Origin of the sequence: Pseudomonas guariconensis (genome assembly GCF_040822035.1) — a bacterium.
GTDB classification, from domain to species: Bacteria; Pseudomonadota; Gammaproteobacteria; order Pseudomonadales; family Pseudomonadaceae; genus Aquipseudomonas; species Aquipseudomonas guariconensis.
Genome location: NZ_CP162012.1, coordinates 3,632,269 through 3,653,172 on the forward strand (window position 1 = coordinate 3,632,269; position 20,904 = coordinate 3,653,172).

Annotated in this window: 21 protein-coding genes and 3 pseudogenes; 10 read left to right on the forward strand and 14 right to left on the reverse strand. The window is 59.2% G+C overall.

All coding sequences use genetic code 11. The features are described from left to right. The first annotated feature begins 33 nt into the window (after nucleotides 1-33). The 3 genes from AB1N67_RS16795 (at nucleotide 34) to AB1N67_RS16805 (ending at nucleotide 3,895) form a co-directional block, all read left to right on the forward strand. Nucleotides 34-954, forward strand: a complete 921-nt coding sequence (locus tag AB1N67_RS16795; protein WP_367863294.1) for a LysR substrate-binding domain-containing protein — start codon at nucleotides 34-36, stop codon at nucleotides 952-954. Between the two features lie 268 nt (nucleotides 955-1,222). Beyond that, nucleotides 1,223-2,287 carry a hypothetical protein gene (locus AB1N67_RS16800; protein ID WP_367863295.1) on the forward strand — a complete coding sequence of 355 codons (1,065 nt, stop codon included), beginning with the start codon at nucleotides 1,223-1,225 and terminating at the stop codon, nucleotides 2,285-2,287. A gap of 12 nt (nucleotides 2,288-2,299) precedes the next feature. Next, nucleotides 2,300-3,895, forward strand: coding sequence for a hypothetical protein (locus AB1N67_RS16805; RefSeq protein WP_367863296.1), 1,596 nt, complete (start codon nucleotides 2,300-2,302; stop codon nucleotides 3,893-3,895). Between the two features lie 160 nt (nucleotides 3,896-4,055). On the opposite strand, the gene AB1N67_RS16810 is transcribed toward AB1N67_RS16805, so the two are convergent. The 4 genes from AB1N67_RS16810 to AB1N67_RS16825 form a co-directional block, all read right to left on the reverse strand. Beyond that, entirely contained in the window at nucleotides 4,056-4,226 is a 171-nt protein-coding gene (locus AB1N67_RS16810; protein WP_367863872.1) for a DUF2026 family protein, read from the reverse strand. Between the two features lie 392 nt (nucleotides 4,227-4,618). Next, nucleotides 4,619-5,146 (reverse strand): GIY-YIG nuclease family protein, encoded by a 528-nt coding sequence (locus AB1N67_RS16815; protein ID WP_367863297.1) that lies wholly within the window; start codon nucleotides 5,144-5,146, stop codon nucleotides 4,619-4,621. Nucleotides 5,147-5,565: 419 nt separating this feature from the next. Then, the gene (locus tag AB1N67_RS16820; RefSeq protein WP_367863298.1) at nucleotides 5,566-5,988 is read right to left on the reverse strand and encodes a hypothetical protein; all 423 of its coding nucleotides are present in this window, start codon (nucleotides 5,986-5,988) and stop codon (nucleotides 5,566-5,568) included. A 210-nt stretch (nucleotides 5,989-6,198) separates the two neighbouring features. After that, nucleotides 6,199-6,408 carry a hypothetical protein gene (locus AB1N67_RS16825; RefSeq protein ID WP_367863299.1) on the reverse strand — a complete coding sequence of 70 codons (210 nt, stop codon included), beginning with the start codon at nucleotides 6,406-6,408 and terminating at the stop codon, nucleotides 6,199-6,201. A 1,262-nt stretch (nucleotides 6,409-7,670) separates the two neighbouring features. Here AB1N67_RS16825 and AB1N67_RS16830 point away from each other — a divergent pair. Next, nucleotides 7,671-8,036: a helix-turn-helix transcriptional regulator gene (locus AB1N67_RS16830; RefSeq protein WP_367863300.1), complete on the forward strand. Its 366-nt coding sequence runs from the start codon at nucleotides 7,671-7,673 to the stop codon at nucleotides 8,034-8,036. Between the two features lies 1 nt (nucleotide 8,037). Beyond that, nucleotides 8,038-9,363 carry a type II toxin-antitoxin system HipA family toxin gene (locus AB1N67_RS16835; protein ID WP_367863301.1) on the forward strand — a complete coding sequence of 442 codons (1,326 nt, stop codon included), beginning with the start codon at nucleotides 8,038-8,040 and terminating at the stop codon, nucleotides 9,361-9,363. A gap of 31 nt (nucleotides 9,364-9,394) precedes the next feature. Here AB1N67_RS16835 and AB1N67_RS16840 read toward each other — a convergent pair whose 3' ends face one another. From AB1N67_RS16840 to AB1N67_RS16860, 5 genes and pseudogenes are all read right to left on the reverse strand, one after another. Further along, a complete protein-coding gene (locus AB1N67_RS16840) occupies nucleotides 9,395-9,679 on the reverse strand; it encodes a hypothetical protein (RefSeq protein ID WP_367863302.1) in 285 nt (94 codons plus the stop codon). Nucleotides 9,680-9,715: 36 nt separating this feature from the next. Next, nucleotides 9,716-10,270, reverse strand: coding sequence for a membrane integrity-associated transporter subunit PqiC (locus tag AB1N67_RS16845; protein ID WP_367863303.1), 555 nt, complete (start codon nucleotides 10,268-10,270; stop codon nucleotides 9,716-9,718). A gap of 18 nt (nucleotides 10,271-10,288) precedes the next feature. Then, nucleotides 10,289-11,929: an intermembrane transport protein PqiB gene (locus AB1N67_RS16850; RefSeq protein WP_367863304.1), complete on the reverse strand. Its 1,641-nt coding sequence runs from the start codon at nucleotides 11,927-11,929 to the stop codon at nucleotides 10,289-10,291. Further along, nucleotides 11,929-12,555, reverse strand: a complete 627-nt coding sequence (locus tag AB1N67_RS16855) for a paraquat-inducible protein A (RefSeq protein ID WP_367863305.1) — start codon at nucleotides 12,553-12,555, stop codon at nucleotides 11,929-11,931. The genes AB1N67_RS16850 and AB1N67_RS16855 overlap by 1 nt, the downstream gene beginning before the upstream one ends. Continuing rightward, nucleotides 12,552-13,070: pseudogene (locus tag AB1N67_RS16860) on the reverse strand (paraquat-inducible protein A); the annotation flags it as partial. The pseudogene AB1N67_RS16860 and the gene AB1N67_RS16855, both read right to left, overlap by 4 nt. On the opposite strand from AB1N67_RS16860, the pseudogene AB1N67_RS16865 reads away from it, so the two are divergent. Together AB1N67_RS16865 and AB1N67_RS16870 are read left to right on the forward strand one after the other, a co-directional pair. Continuing rightward, nucleotides 13,070-13,735: pseudogene (locus tag AB1N67_RS16865) on the forward strand (OmpP1/FadL family transporter); the annotation flags it as partial. The pseudogenes AB1N67_RS16860 and AB1N67_RS16865 sit on opposite strands and share 1 nt — an antisense overlap. Nucleotides 13,736-14,073: 338 nt before the next feature. Next, a pseudogene (locus AB1N67_RS16870) lies at nucleotides 14,074-15,021 on the forward strand (alkaline phosphatase family protein); the annotation flags it as partial. Between the two features lie 124 nt (nucleotides 15,022-15,145). Here the strand turns inward: AB1N67_RS16870 and rssC are convergent. Then, nucleotides 15,146-15,628, reverse strand: a complete 483-nt coding sequence (gene rssC / locus AB1N67_RS16875) for an anti-sigma factor antagonist RssC (RefSeq protein WP_008099230.1) — start codon at nucleotides 15,626-15,628, stop codon at nucleotides 15,146-15,148. After that, complete coding sequence (gene rssB, locus AB1N67_RS16880; protein ID WP_043212903.1) at nucleotides 15,625-16,809, reverse strand: two-component system response regulator RssB; 1,185 nt, start codon at nucleotides 16,807-16,809, stop codon at nucleotides 15,625-15,627. The genes rssC and rssB overlap by 4 nt, the downstream gene beginning before the upstream one ends. Nucleotides 16,810-17,078: 269 nt before the next feature. Between rssB and AB1N67_RS16885 the strand changes: the two genes are divergently transcribed. Beyond that, nucleotides 17,079-17,378: a PilZ domain-containing protein gene (locus AB1N67_RS16885; protein ID WP_043212901.1), complete on the forward strand. Its 300-nt coding sequence runs from the start codon at nucleotides 17,079-17,081 to the stop codon at nucleotides 17,376-17,378. Nucleotides 17,379-17,432: 54 nt separating this feature from the next. Here the strand turns inward: AB1N67_RS16885 and AB1N67_RS16890 are convergent, their stop codons facing one another. Beyond that, nucleotides 17,433-18,140, reverse strand: coding sequence for a VacJ family lipoprotein (locus tag AB1N67_RS16890; RefSeq protein WP_043212899.1), 708 nt, complete (start codon nucleotides 18,138-18,140; stop codon nucleotides 17,433-17,435). Between the two features lie 192 nt (nucleotides 18,141-18,332). Between AB1N67_RS16890 and AB1N67_RS16895 the strand changes: the two genes are divergently transcribed. Next, a complete protein-coding gene (locus tag AB1N67_RS16895) occupies nucleotides 18,333-18,896 on the forward strand; it encodes a phosphonoacetaldehyde phosphohydrolase-related protein (protein ID WP_043212897.1) in 564 nt (187 codons plus the stop codon). Between the two features lie 123 nt (nucleotides 18,897-19,019). After that, nucleotides 19,020-19,283 (forward strand): DUF4404 family protein, encoded by a 264-nt coding sequence (locus AB1N67_RS16900; protein ID WP_043212894.1) that lies wholly within the window; start codon nucleotides 19,020-19,022, stop codon nucleotides 19,281-19,283. Nucleotides 19,284-19,401: 118 nt separating this feature from the next. Here AB1N67_RS16900 and queF read toward each other — a convergent pair whose 3' ends face one another. Together queF and AB1N67_RS16910 are read right to left on the reverse strand one after the other, a co-directional pair. Then, on the reverse strand, nucleotides 19,402-20,232 hold the full coding sequence (queF, locus tag AB1N67_RS16905; RefSeq protein ID WP_367863306.1) for an NADPH-dependent 7-cyano-7-deazaguanine reductase QueF: 831 nt from the start codon (nucleotides 20,230-20,232) through the stop codon (nucleotides 19,402-19,404). Between the two features lie 67 nt (nucleotides 20,233-20,299). Further along, nucleotides 20,300-20,785, reverse strand: a complete 486-nt coding sequence (locus tag AB1N67_RS16910; protein WP_043212889.1) for a plastocyanin/azurin family copper-binding protein — start codon at nucleotides 20,783-20,785, stop codon at nucleotides 20,300-20,302. Nucleotides 20,786-20,904 lie beyond the last annotated feature (119 nt).

Here is a 20,904-nt window from a genome sequence, read left to right on the forward strand (position 1 = left end):
CGCTATTAATTCATCCATCTATTCGGTATTTGCATGGATAAAAACTTTCGCGTGCCCTCACTGCAAGCTCTGCAGGCGCTGGTCCGAGTGGCTGATACCCACAGCTTCACCGAAGCCGCCCGCCAGTTGCACCTGACCCAGAGCGCGATCAGCCGGCAGATCCAGCAGTTGGAGGAGCACTACCAGACCGTGCTGTTTGACCGCACCAGCCGCAAGGTCGCGCTGACCGAGCACGGCCGCGAGGTGCACAAGGTGGCGGGGGAACTGCTCAAGGTCCTGCGCACATTGGAGCAGCGGCTGGCACCGGCTCCCGACCGCCCTTTCCGCATCCGTATTTTCGTATCTCTTGCGGTGCGCTGGCTGTTGCCGCGGCTGAGCTCTTTCTATGCGGTGAACCCCGAGCTCACCCTGTCCATCGAGACCGTCAGCGGAGAACTGGTGGACGAAGGCGGCGATTGCGATGCCTATGTGCTGTACCTGCCCGGTGGTCTGGACGATCGTCGGCTGACGCCATTGTTTGACGAATACTTAATCCCCGTGTGCGCCCCGCAGCTAAACGACGGCCGCGCCCCACCCAGTTCGACCGAGGCACTGGCCGGGCATTCGCTGATCCATGGCTCTATCTCACGCTATGAATGGAACCTGTGGCTCAAGGCACAACAGGACCCGCCCGGGCGCAACTATCAGCATCTGCTGTTCAACCTTGACGACCTAGCCTTGGACGCCGCTTCCCGTGGCCTGGGCATCGCCATGACCGACCAGATGCTCGCCCACGACGCGCTGGCGCGCGGCGACCTGGTGGTGCCCTTCGGCGAACCGTTGAGAACCGGTGGTGTGTATGCCTTGTGGCTACGGGACAGCGGCGTTGCGCACCCCGCGTGCCAGGCGGTGTTGAAGTGGTTTGAGGAGCAGGTGGAGCAGACAGTGCTGCCGGAAAAGCTTCTACGGCAATAGTTCGGGCGGAGGCCGAGGCGCATGAGCGCCCGCCTAAATCCGTGCTTTGAAGTAAACAATTGACCGTCTGCTATGTCGATAGCGGCCAGACGCGACCGGCTGCTTACACCCCGAAGCGGACGCTCACCGGAAGGTCCTTACCAGGAAATTTAGGAAGGCCTTCGTACCGCATGAACAGAGGCCACTCGTAAATTATGCAGGCATATTGACATCATGTACCTCCTATGGAGAATCGCATGCACTTTTGTCCACCATGGATGGCCTGCCCATGTATCGACGTATCTTCCTGCAATCGGCTCAAGGTTTCACTGCCAACCTGGTTAGCTACGAGAGCGAACCGATGGCCCGTGACACATTGGGCTGCACTTTTATTTTCTCGTCCATCGGCGACGCCCTGTCTCGCGCTTACGACTCGGCCAAGGAAACCGTCAGCGACGTGGCTGACAAAGTGGCCGATACAGTCTCCGATGCGTACGACGCTACCCGCGAAACGGTCGGCAATGTGGCCGATGCAGTGTCCGAAACCGCCTCCAATGTCTACAGCTCCACTGTCGAAACGCTGTCCGACGCGGCAGAAACAGTGGGTGACGTCGTCTCCGACGCCTACGACGCGACTTGCGAAACCGTATCTAACGGCTATGACGCCACTCGCGATTACGTCGGCGACGTGGTCTCCGGTGATAAGGAAATTGACTACCTGAAAGTGCTCGGCGGTGCTGCGATCGGCGTGGGTGCCGTCGCGGCAGCTCCCTTTACCGGCGGCGGATCGCTGATCGGTGGCGCTAGTCTGCTGGGCTCACTCGCCGGCGCTGGCACCATCGCTGCTGCCGTGGGCGCTGGTGTTGCCGGGGCCGTGGTAGCCGCGAACCTGGACGGAGACGAGGAAGCACGTAAGGCCGGGTATGATGCTGGCGTCAAGCAAGCCAAAGCCGAGCAGTTGGCTGAGATCTCGATGCTCAAAGAGCGCCTCGAGAAAGCCATGGAAAGCCTCAAGGCAGCCGGCGAACACTTCAATGCAATTATCGCCCTGAACGCAGTGGCCGTCGCGACCGCCCAATGCGACGGCGATATCACACCCGCCGAACGGACAAACATCGAGCTGTTCATCAATGGCCTCTCGGCCGACGTCATCCCAGAAGCAGTTAAAGCCAAAATAGAGTCGCTCTACCAGCAACCGCCCACGGTGAAGGAAGCCTTCGAACTGGCAATAAAATCGGGCATGAACCTGTCCATCTTCGACGAAATTATCAACTTGGTAGTGTACTCGGACGATGCCGTGCACCCGCAGGAAGCAGCCTTCATGCAAGCTTGGAACAGCCTGAAAACCGCGTGAGGAAAGCACCCGATGAGCAAGCTCGAACAGTTCAGAAAACAACAGGCCCTGCGCGAGCAACTGGCCAACCGTCCGCTGCTTCACGTCGCTGCCGCACCTGAAGATGTAGCGGCGCTGCTGACCAAGCAGACCGACAGTGCACGTCTCGCCAGCTTGGACTATCACTCCTCGTTGAGCCTCGCGCTGCAGGCCGCCCCACGGGATGCTCACGAGTTACTCAGAGAGCTTGACCAGGAGTTCGAACAGGCCCGGGTGAACGATCTGTTGGCCAAGGCACAGCGCGACATTATCGGCGCCATTGCCGGTCCACTGGGGCTGGGTAAGTTCCTGGCAGTGTATGACAAGCAGGGAGGCAATGTGACGACCGTTCACAATGCCCGGCAGGACATCTACGCCAATTCTGACGAAGAAAAATACAACCGCGATGACTATGACAGGGGTTTGAACAGCCAAGGTAAGAGATTCGCTGGGGCCAGTGAAAAATCGGTGGGATCGACTTTTACCAGAGGCCAACTGGACAAAGAACAGAAGCTCCGTGATGGCTACACCGGTGAAACGGTCAAAGGCGATCAGACCAGCCCCGACCACATCATACCGCTGAAGACATACCACCAGAATGGTGGCTTCATGCAGTCTAAAATCCAACGCGCCGATTTTGGGACTGATACCGAGAACCTGATATCCACCCAGCGCCACATAAATAACTCGATGAGTGATGATGAAAAATTAGAGTGGCTGGAGAAAAAGTCTAATGGAAGGCAGGTGACCAATGAGGAGTATTACAAGGTTGATCGAAAGCTTGTCGAAAAAGCTTTGAAGCGTGGACAAGAAACCGCCGACCGCCACGGTCCCAGCACCTCGGAAAAAGCCGCCTACTACACCACCCACGCAGCCCAAACCGGCATGACCGAAGGCTTAAAGATGGGCAGCCAGCAGGCCTTCGGCATGCTCATGGTTGAACTGTTCAGCGGCGCTCTGGACGAGATAAAGGACCTGTACCGCAACGGCCGCCAGAGCGACACCATTCTTGCCGAACTGGGCGAGCGCCTGAAGCGTGTTGGCGTCAAGGTAGCGGGGCGATGGGAACAAATGCTACACAGTTTCAGCGGCGGTTTCATTTCGGGCTTCGTGTCCAATGCCGTGACCGTGATGATCAACCTGTTCGTCACCACCGGCAAACGCGCTGTGCGAATGATCCGCGAAGGAGTCTTCTCGCTGCTCAAGGCACTTAAGACCTTCTTGTTCCCGCCGGAGGAAATGACCTTCGCCCAGGCGGCGCATGAAGCTTTGAAGCTGCTTGTTGCAGGTGGCGTCGTGATTGGTGGTGTGGCTCTAGAAGAGGCTGCCGAGAAGCTTATTCTCGGGGTTCCCCTGTTTGCACCGTTTGCTGGGGTGCTGACGGCTGTCCTAGTGGGTGCGGCGACCGCGCTGAGCATGACTTTTGTCTGCTACCTGCTCGACAAGATTGATCTGTTCGGTGCCATCCGTGCTGAGCGGGACAAACAGATGATCGGCTCGCTGGATACGCGCATTGATGCGGAGATGACGCTGTCAATGAGCGTGATCGAAGAGTTGGACGGGTATCTGCTTACATCCTCTCCGACTTAAGATTCTGCTGCGCAGGGGTGGGGTACAGGCCCAAGTATACTTGTATTCCTCCATCTGTTTGCTTAGGTGTCGAGCCATATTCACGAGTGGTCCAGTTTTTGAGCGTACCGATGTCTATGCGTAGTTGGCTGAGGATCGCGGTGCCTAGGAGGGTAGCAGCTCACCAGGCGCCGGCGACCGATGCCTCTTTCAGCTTCACCTTCGCGGTTTTTCCTTTCATATCCCCCACCATGATCCATGCTGGGATTGGCTTGGGTGGGCGTACATACCAGGCCACGCAAGCGTTGATCACGTCTGTATGTAAGAAGCTCTGCGTTACCCTCTGCTCCAGGTATCCGTTCTACCGGTTCACCCGAGAAATTCGTGATGAAAAGCCGATTACCGTTCTATTCCCTAAAACGACGCTGAATTTGATGAACAGAGCTACACCTCCGGTTCTCACCCGTCCGTCATATGAGCTACCGAAGGTGCTAGCATTGATTGCGGAAACCGAACCTAACCTGACATCAGATCCACATTATCTGCGCCTGATAGATCTTGTTGAACGCAGCTAGATTCCGGCTCTCATGACCGGCATCACCTAAGACGCCTAGGATACTCAATGGCTGCCTCTGACCGTTAGCTGCCCTCTACGACAGACATCTATGGATAAAAGCAGTCACATTCGCAACCTTGAGCGTTGCAGTCGAAGCGTTGGAAACCAGTTGATCCTTAGGTGGAGTTTCAACGCTCGGAGTCGATGTTGAACCACGGCCGCCAAGTTCCGACAAGCCGATCCTCCTCGAAGAAGCGCTCTGCGATTGCGTTTTCAGCGAAATCATTTTTATAGGAGAAGCCAACTGAATTTGAAATGAGGTGCAGCGGGTCGACTTCGTTGGGAAAGATGTGTTCGATGCCCCAGCGGAGCTGACATGAGGTGGTGCTTGGCTCCGCCTTATGATGCTCCGGATGTGCCGCGTGTAAACGACCTCCGCTCTTGCGCTTTATGTGAAGACCAAATCGTTTCCGGAGGTTTGTGGTCTTGCCGACATAAAGGCAGGGATACGTTAGCTCGGCCGGCCACCAATCTCGATACTCGACTTTTACCCGAGCCTCATTTGGTCCTTTAAGCACTACTGTACGGTTTGACGCTAGGAGCGTGGCTTTATCTGCAACCCACCAGAACGCATATACGCCAGGCCCATCAGGAATTGATAATGGCCGCTGGGTATAAAGGCTGCCTACTGTGCGAATGGATTTAGGAAGATGCATTTTGAGATGTCTAACGCCTAGTTTAGCCATGGAAGGCCGTGTCGCGACCTATTCGAAGTATTATGCAAATTGGGTAGCCGGACTACAAGGAAGTGGTTAAAAGAGACCAACCTCGCCCTACGCTCGGCGTACGAGCCAAATTTTGGCTTTATGAAGCCCCAGAACTGATCCAGACTCCGATGTCGCTTCACCCAAGAGGGAACAAGGGAGGCCGCATGCGGATCATCCAAGATACTCTGCCGATAAAGTGGATAGTCACGCTCATCATCGTTATTACCGTTACCGGTCGCACGGTTGATTTAAATTGACTGCAAGGCATCAACATCGTCAATCAGAGACACTGGCGTTCTCCCTTCAATGTAAGCTCAAGCTAGCAAGCAATCTCAGGCTCTTGGCGCACGATCTGTTTATGCCCAACCCTAGCCATGACTGATAGAAGCCACCTCTTGCTGGGCGGCGTCAACCACATCTTTGATGTGGTTGCACATCACATCTTGGGGTCGCTGGTCTGCCAGGTGGCTATTGGGCGACGCGAACCAGAATGCCATCTCCCAGCCATTTTTCATGACTTTGAGTATGCGGATGACATCTAGGAGGCTAGGGACAGGTTGATAACCACGCCCAACGTCCAAGGCGTATCGCGGAAAATAATCTTTTCCGTCGTAACTTATGGCAAAGATCTTATCGTCACGAAGCCAGCTGTAAGGGTTTGACTCACTGGCCTGGTCTCTTTGCGAAGCGAGCACCGACAGTTCATCCGCGAGTAGCCAATCGCCGCTCTGTAGTATTTCTCTCCGAGCACGCTCTAGGCTTTGCGCCTGTTGTTGAGTCACTGTTCTCATGGACTTCATCCTCTCAGTGAGGCTCGCGAAATCAGCTATCGGATGCACTGTACTTCAGGCCGTCACGCCAGAGCGAACCAAAGCAACCAATCCCGACAATAGGAAGACCGAAATGAACTAGCTCATCCAGAGAACCGGCACCGCAGGGTTTAGGTTTCCAGTGGTAGAGGGTACAAACTCTTGCTTTTCCCGATATCCGAAGCATAGGACCTAATGCAGAGTGACTGCAGCACAGTCATGTGATCGCAGTTGATAGTCCGTCACCGCTTGATATAGCGACTCGGCGAGAAGTCGAAGCCGCTCAACGTCTTCCGAAGGGCTGCCCGCAGCTTCAGCTTCTTGATAAGCCCGCTGGGCATCGATGGCCTGCTGTATCAGTACCTCGCCTGCTTCGACTATCCCCTTTAGCGTTCGCTTCATTGATACTGACCTCATGACAATAAACCAGACTAGCGAGGCAGCGGCGCACCTGCCCGAATCGACAGCCCTCCCTGCCTTTGGCAGGGACTTAACCGCGCTCATCCACTGAATACCGGTATTCCTCTGGCGAAAAACGTCCTTTCGGACCAAAAAGCAGACTGGCCGTACGTTTTTCCAAGTAAATCATCGCCTCCGATGATGCATATAACGAAAAAAAGGAGCGATGCATGGACGGTAAGACGCCACGGTGTTGGAGGCAGGCTTTCACCATTTCCGCCAAGATATAGCCGCGAATATCGTACCGGTCGTCCAGACTCCGGAGAATGGTCCAATAGCAAGACCTATAGCTTGGCGGGCGGCCTACATGCAAATACACATCATCGTTCATCTTTGACACCCAGCTTGTCAGGAGGTAATTGACTCAATTTCTACTCGCCCAGAGACGTTCATCATTACGTCACATTCTGCGTTCCACGCCGAATGCATAATGTTCTCGACGAAAAGCAGGGCCTTACTGTCGTCTAGGTCCACCACCTTGAAGTTGGAGTTCCGGACCGAAGCTGGTCCAACCAAGCCCGTACGTCATCCAGAACCTGCTTCAATTTGTGTTTTGCCCGGCAAGCGGTAGCACCCGCATCACAAACCACCATCAGGTAACCGGCGCACAGGTCTCGCCTGGTTTGTATGGGTTTCTGTCAAGAGACACCCATTGTACAGCCCCATTCAATCCCGATCTTCAAGTAGACCAACTGTCATTCTCGATCATGCTGGCTGGACTTCTAGCTGCTCGGTGGCCGAGCGGCCTTCATGTGGGCTCTTGCCCTAACCCAATTGCCTACGCTGATCGCACTGGGTCTGACTGCCGACTGGTCGGTTCAGGTAATGCTGTTCGACGTGCTGGTGACCTGCCTATAGATCTGCGTATCCTTTGTTCTATTGGCAGCCCTGATTTCAGACGCCGAACTGTTCATTGAGGCGCTGCTTATCCCGGCCACCCATGCGTGCGCTCGGTTGATCCGACCTCCGTGCGTCCGCGCCTGGCCCAGCGATCGGGGCCATATTCTGAAGCGGACGACTTCTTCATAAGGCAAAGAAAACTTTTTGTTGAGTGGACTTTTCACTGCTAACACAAACAATATTTTGCCTTACGAGACCCACGAATGGTTTGTGCTAGAATTCCTCATAAGGCAAAGTATTTTTTGCCTTAGGTAATGACCTGCCCTGTAAAGCAAAGAAAGGTTTGTATTATGCGAATCCAACGATTGAGCGACGAAGCGATTGCGGAGCAATTGGGCGATGCCCTACGCACGCGGCGTTTGCGCAAGGACATCACGCAGGACGAGCTGGCAAATCTGGTAGGGGTGAGTACTCCTACCATTCAGAAGTTGGAGAAGGGCCGGGGTACACTGCAGCTGCTCATCGCCGTCCTACGTGAGCTCAACAGCCTTGATCTGCTCAGTAGCCTCACGGCCCCTCCCCGCGTCAGTCCCCTGGCTGTGGCCAAATCCGGCAAGGCTGTCCGGCTACGTGCAGTTGGCACTATCCGCAATCAGCTGGTCGGCAAACGGACGCTTGACGTCAAGGCAACCAAGCAAGGGGAGAAACCCTTGTTAATACCGAGGAAGTGACGTGGCAAAGATTGCTAAGGTGTACCTCTGGGATACTCTGGTTGGGGCTGTTTTCTGGGATGAAACCCAATCGCCTGCGACCGGAACCTTTGAATTTGACGCCGCCTTCACTGAGATCGGCCTGCAAATTGCCCCACTAACAATGCCCGCGGTACCGGGTGAGGTGTACGCGTTCCCATCGCTCAACCCCCGAGCATTCAAATTCCTACCGCCATGTCTCTCTGACAGCCTTCCGGACGATTTCGGTAACGCGGTGATCGATGCCTGGCTGGCGGCCAATGGTCGAGACCCTCGCCAGTTCTCCCCCGTCGAGAGGCTTCTTTACATAGGTCGGCGAGCTATGGGGGCCTTGGAGTTCCGCCCAGCTTTGGAACAGGCCGGCAGCAAGGTCGAGAAGCTTGAGCTTGAGTCGCTGGTGGACCTGGCCGGGCGCATCTTGGAAGAGCGGAAGACGCAGTTCGACGGCCTGCACCTGGAGCTGCACTCCAAAGAGGAAGACGCAGCCCTCAAGCGTCTGTTCCAGGTCGGTTCCTCGGCGGGCGGCCAGCGCCCGAAAGCGATCATTGCGATCAATGAAGTCACTGGGGAAATCTGCTCTGGCCAGGTTGAAGCGCCGGAAGGCTTCAGTTACTGGTTGTTCAAGTTCGATGTGAGTAATGGGGCCAATACCCTTGGAGATCCAGCCGGCTTTGGCCGAGTGGAGTATGCCTATCACCTGATGGCCGTCGCCGCAGGCGTGCAGATGACAGAGTGCCGCCTGCACATCGACGGGCCACGAGCGCACTTCATGACCCGCCGATTCGACAGGAAGGATGATGGTGACAAGCTGCACATCCAGACACTCTGTGCCATGGACACAGCTGACTACACAATGCCAGGCGCGTACAGCTATGAGCAGGCGCTGCAGGTCTGCCGGGACCTCGGTCTTGATCGCGTCGAGCAGATCGAGCTGTACAGAAGGATGGTGTTCAACGTTGTGGCCCGCAACCAAGATGACCACACTCGCAACATCGCCTTCCAGGTGTGGCGGGATGGCGTTTGGCATCTGACGCCGGCGTATGACATGTGCTGGGCTTACCGGGCCGATTCCCCGTGGGTTTCCACTCACCAGATGACAGTCAACGGTAAGCGTGACAATTTCACCGTTGAAGATCTGCTGGCAGTGGCCAAACACATCCCCAAACTGAACGGGAAAAAGATCATTCGGGAAGTAGCCGATGCTGTCAGCCGGTGGCGGGAATTTGCGAGCCTGGCCGGTATGACGGATGAGGATCTCATCTCCCAAATCGAGCAGACACACCGCCTCTATCTCGCGGAGCTGCTTTGATCAGGTTCTAAGTACGACTACCGCATCGCCACTAACCGGCTCGACCAGCTTGCCGCCCAGGTAGCCGAGGCGTCACCGGCAGGCTATCCCTCGCTGAAGACGTCAGCGAGCATAGGCAGTTTTGCAGCCGATCATGGTCGCGCTCGAACAAGTTGTTCAACAACGCCCGCACCTGCCCCGCCTCGGCGACCAGCAGGGTGTTGTCTTCACGGTCCAGGCGGTTCAGGATCAAGCCATGCGCCAGCAGGTAGACCACCAGCAGCGCCACGGCCAGCGGTGGCCCGAACAACCAGAACAACCTTTTGCGTGGCGTCATCGATGGCCCCTGCCCTGTTTCTTCGCACGCCTGCCGCTAGCCGGCCGGTACCGGGCAACTTGTGGCGCCCGTCCGACTCGTGTGCGCGATCGTCGCGGCCAACTGCCTTAGGTTGGCCTGGTGGGCCGCGACCAACCCACTGATCGTGGTGTCCGCCGGGGCCTGCAACGTGCTGTGGCAGGTCAACCCGGTGTTCGCGCCCGCAGGCCTCAGCCGCCAGGTCAAGTCCAGCAAGGCATAGCGTCCGGGCACCGAATCGAAGCGCTGCACCTCCACACGCAGCGCCGTTCGAGGTGAGGCGCCGGTCGGCGCGCCCAACTGATCTTCCAGCGCGTTGCGGAACTCGTCGACGAGGTTGGCGCCCCACCACTCGGTTTCCAGAATCGCCAGCCCGCTATCGCCTTGGCGCACCACCAGCTGGGCGCGATCGACCTGGGGTGGCATCAGTACTTTGTCGATCTCGATGTTCACCCCTGCCGGGCGTACCGCAGGCTCGGCCGGCACCAGGGTGTGGTAGTTGATCGGCGCGCTGCTGCACCCCTGCAGGGTGATGGCCATCAAGGCCAACAACGGCTTTGGCATCTTGCGCATATCAGGTCACTCCTTGGTTCAGTTCCGCAGTTGGGTGGCGTCGATGGCCTTGGGGCGTCCGCGGATCAGCGACTCGGGGTGCCGGCCGAGGTAGTCGGACAAGTCACGCAGCGAACGCGACATACGCTCCAGTTCGTTGAGTGTGTCGCTCATCTTTTCGCGCTGCGGCGATCCTTGCGCGAACGCCGAGTCCGCATGCTTGAGCGTGCTGCGCACTTCTTCCAGGGTACGGCTGATGCCTGGCAGGGTCTGGCCGTTGAACTGCTTGAGGCTGGCCTGTAGTTCACGCAGACTGGCGTCCAGGTTGCCGGCAATGCTTTCGATCGGCAGTTCGCCTAGGCGAGCGATCACCCGCTGCAGTTGCTCTTGCAGCTTGTCCAGGCTGCCGGGCACGGTGGGGATCCGCAGCGGGCGTTGCGAGGCATCGAACGTGACCTTGGGCGCATCGGCATAGAAATCCAACGACACGTACAGCTGCACGGTCAGCAGGTTGCCCGTACGTGCCTGGGCCCGCAGGCCATGCTCGACGAAGCGGCCGATCAGGTGGTTGCCCGCCTCCTCGCCCCCCGGCGGGCGCTTGAGCCCTTTGAACATCTTCTGGTAGACCGCCCCCAGCCGCTGCGGGTAGACCACCGCATCGACCATTACCGGGAAGCTCTGCTTCTGCTCGTCGTAGTCCAGCTCCACCGCCGTGACCCTGCCGAACTCCACGCCCATGAACTCCACCGGGGCTCCCACCGCCAGGCCACGCATGGACTGGTCGAAGCGCAGCCGCAGGAACTGCTGCTTGCCGGTCGGCGGGGCCAGGGCGGTGCCGCGATCGGCATACAGCTCGAACGCCTGCTGGTCCTGGGCCGGCTCGGCCTGGCCGGCCGACTCCGGTTCACCGAACACCAGGCCGCCGACCAGGATCGACGACAGGGACTCGGTGTTGACCTTGAGGCCATTGGCGCCCAGGTCCACATCGATGCCGCTGGCATTCCAGAACCGCGTGTTCTGGGTGACGAAGGCATCGTTGGGGGCCTGGATGAAGATACCGATGTCAACCCCCTTGCCGTCCGGCTGCAAGGCATAGGAAATCACCTGCCCCACCGGGATCTTGCGGTAGTAGATCGACGAGCCGATGTCGAGCGACCCCAGGTCCTTGGCGTGGAGGGTGAAGCGCTTGCCTTTCTCGCCGTAGGTGATCGGCGGCGGCGACTCGAGCCCAGTGAACACCTTGGCCGGCTTGGTCGACTGGCCGGCGTCGGCGCCGATGAAGTTGCCCGACAACAAGGTATCGACCCCCGTGACGCCGCCGGCACCAATGCGCGGCCTGACCACCCAGAACTGCGCACCCTCGGTGGCGAACGACTCGGCTTCCTTGGACAGCTGCACCTTGGCGACCACGCCCTTCTTGTCCTCGGCCAGCTCGACGGAAGTCACCTCGCCAATCACCACGCTGCGGTACTTGACCGGCGTCTTGTGTGCCACCAGGCCTTCGCCGGTCTTGAAGGACAGGGTGATCACCGGCCCTTCCTGCATCCAGCTGCGCACGACCAGGGACGCGCCTATCAACAGCGCGATGATCGGCACGATCCATACCAACGAGACATTCCAGCGTCGGGTATGGATGTCTGCCGGCCCCGCCGTGGCCTGCCGTTCGCTGCCTTGCTCCATCAGGAGTCCTCCGTGTGTGAAGCGTTGTCCCAGATCTGTCGCGGATCGAAACTCATGGCCGAGAGCATGGTGAACACCACCACCAGGCCGAAGAACAGGATGCCAGCACGCGGCTCGATGGTGCCCAGTTCGCGCATCTGCACCAAGGCCGCCACCAGGGCCACCACCAGCACATCGAGCATCGACCAGTAGCCGATCAGCTCGACGAAACGGTAGAGCTTGGTACGTTGCCGGCACGCCCAGGCGCTGTGGCGTTGCACGGTGACCAGCAGCATCAGCATGGCGATGAACTTGATCGCCGGTACGCCGATGCTGGCGATGAAGATGATCAGGGCAATGTCCCAGGCGCCGCTTTCCCAGAACTCCAGGACGCCACCGCCGATGGTGCTGTCGCTGCCCTGCCCCAGCATCTCGGTGTGCATCACCGGCAACAGGTTGGCCGGCACGTAGAACACCAGGGCCGTCAGCAGGTAGGCCCAGGCACGCGTGACGGCCTGGGTCTTGCGCGCATGCAACGGCGCGCCACAGCGGTCGCAATGGTGCAAGCGCAGGCTGAGGTCGCAGGCATGGCCGCAGCCATGGCACAGGCACAGGTCCAGCTCGGATGCCCGCGGCGGCAGGTTCATACCAGCCTCCACAGGTCACGGATGTCGCGTCCGGCGATAGCGATCAGCAACACGCTGAGCGCCGCCATCGCCAGCAGGCCGATGCCCGGGATCACGTCCAGCAGGCCCGCCAGCTTGATCACCGCCACCAGGGCGCCCAGCAGGCACACCTCCAGCATGCTCCACGGCCGCAATGCCTCCAGGCCGCGCATGCACACGGCGAACGCCGGCGCACGCCTGCCCGCCACAGCGAAGGCCAGCACCCAGATCAACAAACCGACCTGCAACGTCGGGGCGAGGATCACCGCCAGCGCCACTACCAGGGCGATGAAGGTGATGGTGCCATGGCTGAGGATCAGCACCGAGTCCCACAGCGTGGCGCTGTTGCTCAGGCCTTGCATGCTGATGGTCATCACCGGGTAGAGGTTGGCGAAGGCCAGCAGGATTGCACCGGTCACCCCCAGGGCCAAGCGCTGCTGCACGCTCAGGGCCGTGTGCCGGTCGAGCACGCCAGCGCAGCGCAGACACACGGCCCTATTTCACCCAGGAGGCGGCGATCATCGGCGTCTCCTTCCAGCCGACGCTGGCGTACAAGTTCACCGATGACCTCTCCGTGGGCATCGGCCCGCGCATCATGTACGGCTACTACCGCACCGAAATGGCCATCAACAACAACCTGCTGGGCCTGCGCGACCGTCCCGATGGCCAGCTGGAATACAAGGACACTGACGTCGGCACCGGCGTCAACCTAGGGGTGCTCTACCAGCTCAGCCCACGCACCAAACTCGGCTTTGCCTACACCAGCAAGATCAAGCTGGAGTTCGAAGACAGCCCCCACGTGCACAACATCAGCAACCCGATCCTCAACGCTGGTTTGCGCAGGCTTGATGTGGATACCCTGGAGCTGGACCTGAACGTCCCGCAAACCGCCACCTTCAGCGTGGCCCACGAGCTGGACGAGCAATGGACGCTGCTGGGCAGCCTCGGCTGGCAAGACTGGAGCGACTTCGGCGATGTGGGCGTGGAGGTCGATGCCAACAACGGTGGTATCAGCCGCTCCGTCGACCGCAAATACAAGGACACCTGGCACGCCTCGCTCGGCGCCCAATACCAGGCCACGCCCCTGCGCTGGAGCATGGGCCTGGGCTATGACAGCTCGGCAGTGGACGACGAGGACCGCACAGTGGACAACCCCATGGGTAGGCAAACAAATATCCAGAAGGCGCTCCCCGTGAACGCACAAAAGCTTGCGGAAGTCATCGATCGCTTTTCAGAACATTCGCGGTCTACGACTTGGCTGGGCGCTTGGAAGGGACGATACCAATTGCCAGCACTGCAAATTGATCAACGATCAACTCAACAAATACCACACCTGTGCCGCAGGTGAGGGTCCGAGCAGCTACTGGGATATGGACATTTTTCGCTAGCATGTCCATACAAAACGTTTGTCCATATGGATTTTCTGCCACCACCTTAAAAGCTATCTAAAACAGCTATTTGAAGCATGTCCATTAGCAGACAAGGTTCGACTATTTCTGCCACGACATCACCGACGACTGGAACCTGTCGGCGCAATGGGAAGAGACCGCCTATGGGCATCCCTTCTCGCGTCGGATCATCGGCAATGCGCTGCTCGGTTACCTGCTCTGCCAGGGCTGGGGCAACGATCCGGACAGCTGCCGGGAGCTGATCGAGCCGTGCAAGGCCCTGGGCGAACGCAGCCTGCAACAATGCCTGGACGCCCAGGCCCAGGACACGCTGATCGACCAGTTGCTAAGCTTTCAGGGCTGGCAATTCAGCCTGGCCACCGAGCCACCACTGCTGGTGCTGGACACCCGCACCCGTCGCTGGCGCAGCGAGAGCAGCCTGAAAAAGCCTTCAGGCCTGCTCGACTGGGAAGCCTTGTGCGAACTGCAGCAGGCACTGCTGGATCATCCTTCGGCGATCATCGTGTCGCCGGCACCGATCTTCGGGGTCAAGCTGATCGAAACGGTCCAGCGCGTGTTCAGCTGGCTGGGCTACCCGTTGTTGGTGGATGCGGAAAACTGGATGGCCCATCGGGGCGCGGCACAGGTGATTCTCAACATCTTCAGCCATTCGCGTACCCCAGGGCACTATGTAGTCCTGTCGGGCGACGTGCACTATTCGTTCGTCTATGAGGTGTTGATCCGCCACCGTCAGCGCAGCCCGCACTTGTGGCAGATCACCAGCAGCGGCATCAAGAACCAGTTTCCCAAGCGCCTACTGGACGTATTGGACCGCCTTAACCGCTGGCTCTATGCCCCGCGTTCGCCACTCAACTGGTTCACCAAGCGCCGACAGATGGAAGTGGTGCCGCGCACGCCCAGCCGCAGCCAGGCGGGTGAGCGACTGTGGAATGGCGCAGGGTTGGGGCAGGTGTGGTTCGATGAGCAGGGGCGACCGACGCGGGTGTTCCAGCTGAGCGCCGCGGGGAACGAAGCTACGGAATTTACGCAGCGCAAATGACAGCGGCGGCCTGCGCTGGGCGCTTCACGGGTAAACCCGCTCCCACTGGAATACCGCGAGCCGCAAAGCTTGTGAAGGATAGGGGAACGGGTTCACCCGCCAAGGGATCGACACAGGATAAGAATCAGGTGCGCTCCAAAGCGCTGACCAGATCGTGGAAGGCCTCACGGTTGGAATCGTTCAGCCCCATGAGGATCTTGTGCGCCTCCAGCACCTTGGAACGCACGACATCTTCGTTCTGGTCCTGGGATGGCAGGTCGGTCAGGCACTCCGGGCACGGCACCGGACGATCGACGATGTTGAACACCTGATCGAAGCCCATGGACTGCAGCAACCGAGAAATGTCCGGGTTGGTGGTGACCACGGTCGGCAACAGGCCGACCTTCTGCCGGGACAGGATCGACAGTTTGGCCAGCAGGCCAAGCGTGGTGCTGTCGATGCTCTCGGTCTCGGTCAGATCGATGACGATGGCCGAGAAGTTCAGCGCGGTGAAGATCTTTTCGATCGTTGCATCCAGCGCCGAACACAGGGTCAGGCGCACTTCACCGACGAACTTCAGAACAAAGGTCCCGCTCTGCTCGGCGAACTGGATTCTACCGGTACTCATTCAAGGTTCCTGCTCAACACCAATAGGGCGATATCATCCGGCATCTCCCCAAGCGTAGCCAATCCAAATCGTTGGCGCAGCCCGTCCAGGCTGCCCCCCGCGTCCTTGACGATTTCCGGCAAGGTCGCTTCCTTATCTTTGAGTGTATCCCCTGGCAAAAGGTCCAGAATGCCATCGGACATCAGGGTCAGACTGAAGCGCGACGGCAGCTCCAGCACCTGGTCCTGGTAACTGGCCTCTTCGAACAACCCCACCGGCAGGCCACGGCCTTCCAGGTAACGAGCCTGTCCCGGGGTGTAAAGCACCGGCAGCGGCAGATGGCCGCCAACACTGTAGGTCATCAACCCGGTTTCCTCGTCGATCACCCCACCCACCATGGTCACGTGCTTGCCCAGCTTGCAGTTGATCAGACCACGGTTGATGTGGCTGAGCACCTCGGAAGGCTTGAATTCGCGCATCTTGCCGCTGCGCTTGAATTCGAACAGCAAGCGGGTGGTCATGAACTTCAGCAGCACGGTGACGAACGCCGAAGACGCGCCGTGACCGGAGACATCGGCCAGGTAGAAGGCGATACGTCGCTCATCGACCCGGAAGTAATCGGCAAAATCACCCGACAGGTACAGCGACGGAATGATCTGGTGCTCGAACGACAAATCGCCAGCTGTCCACGGGCTTTCCGGCAGCATGTTCATCTGCACCTGGCGACCGGCGTTCTGGTCCTCCTGGAGCAGGTGCAGGCTGGCTTCCAGCTCACGGTTGGCGGCCTCGAGCTTGTCGCGGTAGCGCTGGTTTTCCAGCACCAGGCGCGAACGGTCAAGTGCGCGGCGAACCGAGTGTTCGAGCACGGCCAGGTCTTCCAGAGGCTTTATCAGGTAGTCGGCGGCTCCCAGGCGCAAGGCCTCGACCGCATCGTTCATGACACCGGCTCCGGAGACCACGATCACCGGCAACTGCGGCGCCCGCTCGCTGATCCGACGGATCAGTTCGAGGCCACCCATCTGCGGCATGCGCAAATCGCAGATCACGAGGTCGGGCTGGTGTTCTTCGAAGACCTGGAGCCCCTGCTGGCCATTGCCGGCCTGGAGGACGCTGAAGCCACTGTCTTCCAGATAGGCGGCGAGGCTGGCACGGACCACGTCGTCGTCATCGATGATCAGCAGCGTTGCACTGGTTTTCTGCATGTGGGCGAACGGCGCCGGATTGGTTGGCGTAGCGACGTCAGCAAGGCAGACGGCGGCTACAGGGATACTCTGTGGTGACTCTCTACTTGAGTTGTAGGACAAGAAAACTGGCCCGGCAACTGGCAGAGGTGCCTTGTAAGGCGCAGACGGTACTCCCATCCGCCAAGCGTTTCAAGCCATGCGACGGTCGAGTTCCCCGCACTTTACAGGGCAAATCACCGAGAGTTATAAGAAAGCCGATCCGTGCAACCCAATGGGAAGGATGCAGCATGCCTCAGACCCCCACCAACCACAGCGAGAAACGCGACTTCATTCGCATGCGTATCGATGCCGGCGTCACCCTCCTGCATGCGGGCCAGGTGATCTCGGCCGTCTGCCTCGACCTCTCCAGTGGCGGCATGCAGGTACAGGCCGAGCAACATTTCGAGGTCGGTGACAAAGTACAGGCACGGATCGAATCCGACCACCCTGCCCTCAAGGGCCTGGAAGCCAGCACCGAGGTAGTGTGGATCGCCGATCAACCCGGCGGCGAGCAGAAGTTCGGTTTGCGCATCCTGGCCCTGCATTGAAGCAAAGACGAAAAAAGGCGACCCGAAGGTCGCCTTTTGACATACCCGCACGAATCAGAAGTCGTCTTCGACTTCCCCATCCTTGACCTTGAACTCACGGTTCTGCAGGTAAGCGTTGCGGATGAACACGTACTTGTCGCCAGTGATCAGTTTTTCTGCCGACAACAGGTTGGCCCGGGTGTCGATCACGTCCAGGGCGAAGATAGAGTTGCGGGTCGGCACGTGGTCGATATAGCGGTAGGGTTCGGTGTAGGTGTCCGGGTATTTGGCCAAGCCATCGCGCACGGTGCTTGGACCGAGGAATGGAATGACCACATAAGGACCGCTGCCCAAGCCCCAATAGCCAAGGGTCTGGCCGAAGTCTTCGTCGTTGCGCTGCAGCCCCATCTTGGTACCGACGTCGAAGAAGCCGCCCAGGCCGAACGTGGTGTTGACGATCAGGCGCGCTGTGTCGACGCCCGCGGCATGGGGCTTGAGCTGCAGCACATCATTGACCAGGTTGGTGACATCGCCCAGATTGCGGAAGATATTGTGGATACCATCTTCGAGGAACTGCGGGGTGACGGCCTGATAACCCTTGGCCAATGGCTTGAGGGCATAGGTGTCGAGGGTATCGTTGAACTTGAAGATCGGTCGGTTGACCGATTCCCAGGGATCTTCCTCGGTGGCCGCCTGGGTGGCTGCCACGGGCGCCAGCAGCAGGCTGGCGCAGACACAGGCCTGGGTGAATCGCTCGATCACTCCGGCACCGATCCTACGCATAGATGTTTCTCCATCGGATTTGACGGCAGCAGGCACATGAGTGCGCTGCGAAATTAAGACGCCAGTATAAAGGCTCATCGGCTGATAAGCAGCTTTACACATTTTTAATCAAGATTATGTGAACAACCGTTGCGATGTCATCCACCGGTAACAAGCGCCCGCTAGCCTGCGGAGTATTTGAGGGACGCTGCCATGGAAGCTGCATCTGCCTTCACCGCCGTACTCTTCGGACTGCGTGGCTGCCTGGTCCAGGCGGTCAACGGCACTCCCCACCCCGCCCCTGGGGCCTTGGACATCCTGTCGGTCCTGCGTGAACGCCAGGTACCGTGCATGTGGCTCGATGAACTGGGCGCCAGCCAGGGCAAACGCTTGGCCAACGTGTTGCCGGACTGGCTGCCCGGGCAAGCGCTCAATGATTGCCCCTGGCCCGCGCCGAACGCCTGTTGGCAGGCGTTGATGACCCTGCGCAGCACCCGCCTGGACGGCTGTGTGCTGGTCAGCGGGGAGCCGCGCCTGCTGCAATCGGCCCTCAACGCGGGGCTATGGACGGTAGGCCTGGCCAACAGCAGCCCATCATGCGAGGTCGGCTCCAGCCAGTGGCAAGCCATGACCGAGCAGGCGCGCGAACTGGCCCGCGGCAAGGCCACCCTGGAGCTGTTCGGACTCGGCGTACACTCGGTGATCGACCATCTGGAAGCACTGGATACATGCCTGGCGGACATCGCCCTGCGCCGGCGCAAGGGCGAAAAGCCCTGATACAGGGTCGTTGACACCGATCATGCAAAGCGCCTGCAGGTGGATTACGCTTGGAAACAGGCCAGAACCTTTGCACCACCGCGAAGGTCCATGCCTTGCCAAGCCATAGAGGGAGAACACCCAATGCCCGCCCGCGAACTGCAAGAGCGACTCAATAGCCTGCGCGAGCAACTGGATCGGAATGTACCGCTGTCGGACGAAGAACTGGCCAGTCTGCACGAGGAAGCGAGGCAGATAGAGGCGCAACTCAAGCTTGAGGAAGCCACCCCCGACAACAACCTGGTTGACGGTGTGAACCTCGCCATTGAACGCTTCGAGGTCGACCACCCCGACCTGACCGCCACACTGCGCAATATTGCCAACTATCTCCACAGCATGGGTATCTGACCCTGCTCATCCGGGGCTGCTGCGCAGCCCTCTCACGATACAAGGCCGCTCCTACGGACATCGTGCTGTAGGAGCGGCCTTGTGTCGCGAACAGAGCCCGCCGCGGACCACGCCAAACTTACTGACGAACGAGCCGCTGATTGTCTGGGCTGATCGCCCCGGTGCTGCGGTAAGGGTTGATGTCCAGGCCACCACGACGCACATAGCGCGCATACACGGTCAGGTGCTCCGGTTTGAGCAGGCGCAAGAGATCCAGATAAATGCGTTCGACGCACTGCTCATGGAAGTCCGAATGCTGGCGGAAGCTCACCAGGTAGCTCAACAGACTCGCATGATCCAGTGCCAGGCCTTTGTACGCCACCACGACACTTCCCCAGTCCGGTTGCCCGGTGACCGGGCAGTTGGACTTGAGCAAATGGCTGTGCACTGCCTCCTCGACCACGCGCTGCGGGTCGCATTGCAGCAGTTCAGGCCGGGGCTGCTCGTAGTTGCTGATGCTTACATCCAGATCATCGATGCAATGGCCTGGCAGCGCTACCACGCCTTGGGCCTCGACATCCGCCAAGGTACGAACCCGAACAGTGACAGACTTGCCCGCGGCGGTGGACAGGTCTTTCTCCAGGCAAGCCTGCAGTTCGCGGGTGGAGGCGAAGACAGTCTGGTTCAAGGAGTTGAGGTAAAGCTTGAACGACTTGGATTCGATGATGTTGGGCGAATCGGCCGGAATGGCGAACTCACCGATGGCCACCACCGGCTTGCCCGAAGGCAGCAACCAGGACAGCTCGAAACAGTTCCAGTAGTCCACGCCCTGCCACGGCAGGGTTTGGGCGGTCACGCCCAACTCGGCCCATTTGGCCGCGCGCGGAATGGGGAACAGCAACGAAGGGGTGTAGGTGGCGATGTACTCGCTGGACTTGCCCAGCGGGGAATGTTCGGCGGCGGGATGCATGGACCTGACCTGAAGACTCGTGATGGCCCTCATTCTACCGGTTTTGCATCCCGCCTTGGGGTCGAAGTCACTCGATGGTCAGTTTCCCGACCATGCCGGCCTGGTAATGGCCCGGCACGTTGCAGGCGAACTCGATAGGCGCAGACTTGCGGAAGGTCCAGGTCAGTTCGGCACGCTGGCCAGGCTGTACCAACACTGTGTTGCCGCCATCATGACCATGCCCGCCCATCGCGCCGTGGTCCATGCCTTCATGGTTCATGCTCATGCCGGCCATGGCCAGCATCTGTTGCTGATGCGCGGCATGCATGGCCGCGTCGCCCAGGTTGAACTCGTGGGGCAGTTTGCCCTGGTTGGTCAGGATGAAGCGCACAGTTTCGCCTGCCTTGACCTCCAGGCCTGCCGGTTCGAAGGCGATGTCCTTGAGTATGACTTCCACGGTGCGAGTGGCCTTGGATGCCGGGGCTGGTTCACCGAACGCGAAGGTTTTTGCTTCGCTTGCCAATATGGGCAGGCTGACCAGGGCCAGGGCGGCGGCGATGAACAGGTGCTTCATGAAGTCTCCAAACAGATGCAGCAGGATGAGACTCACTCTATAAGGCTCCGCTGGCGCTTAGCTGACAGTCGGATTACAACTTTGTCAGCTTGGTTGCCGCTTGCCGGAGTCACGTATCA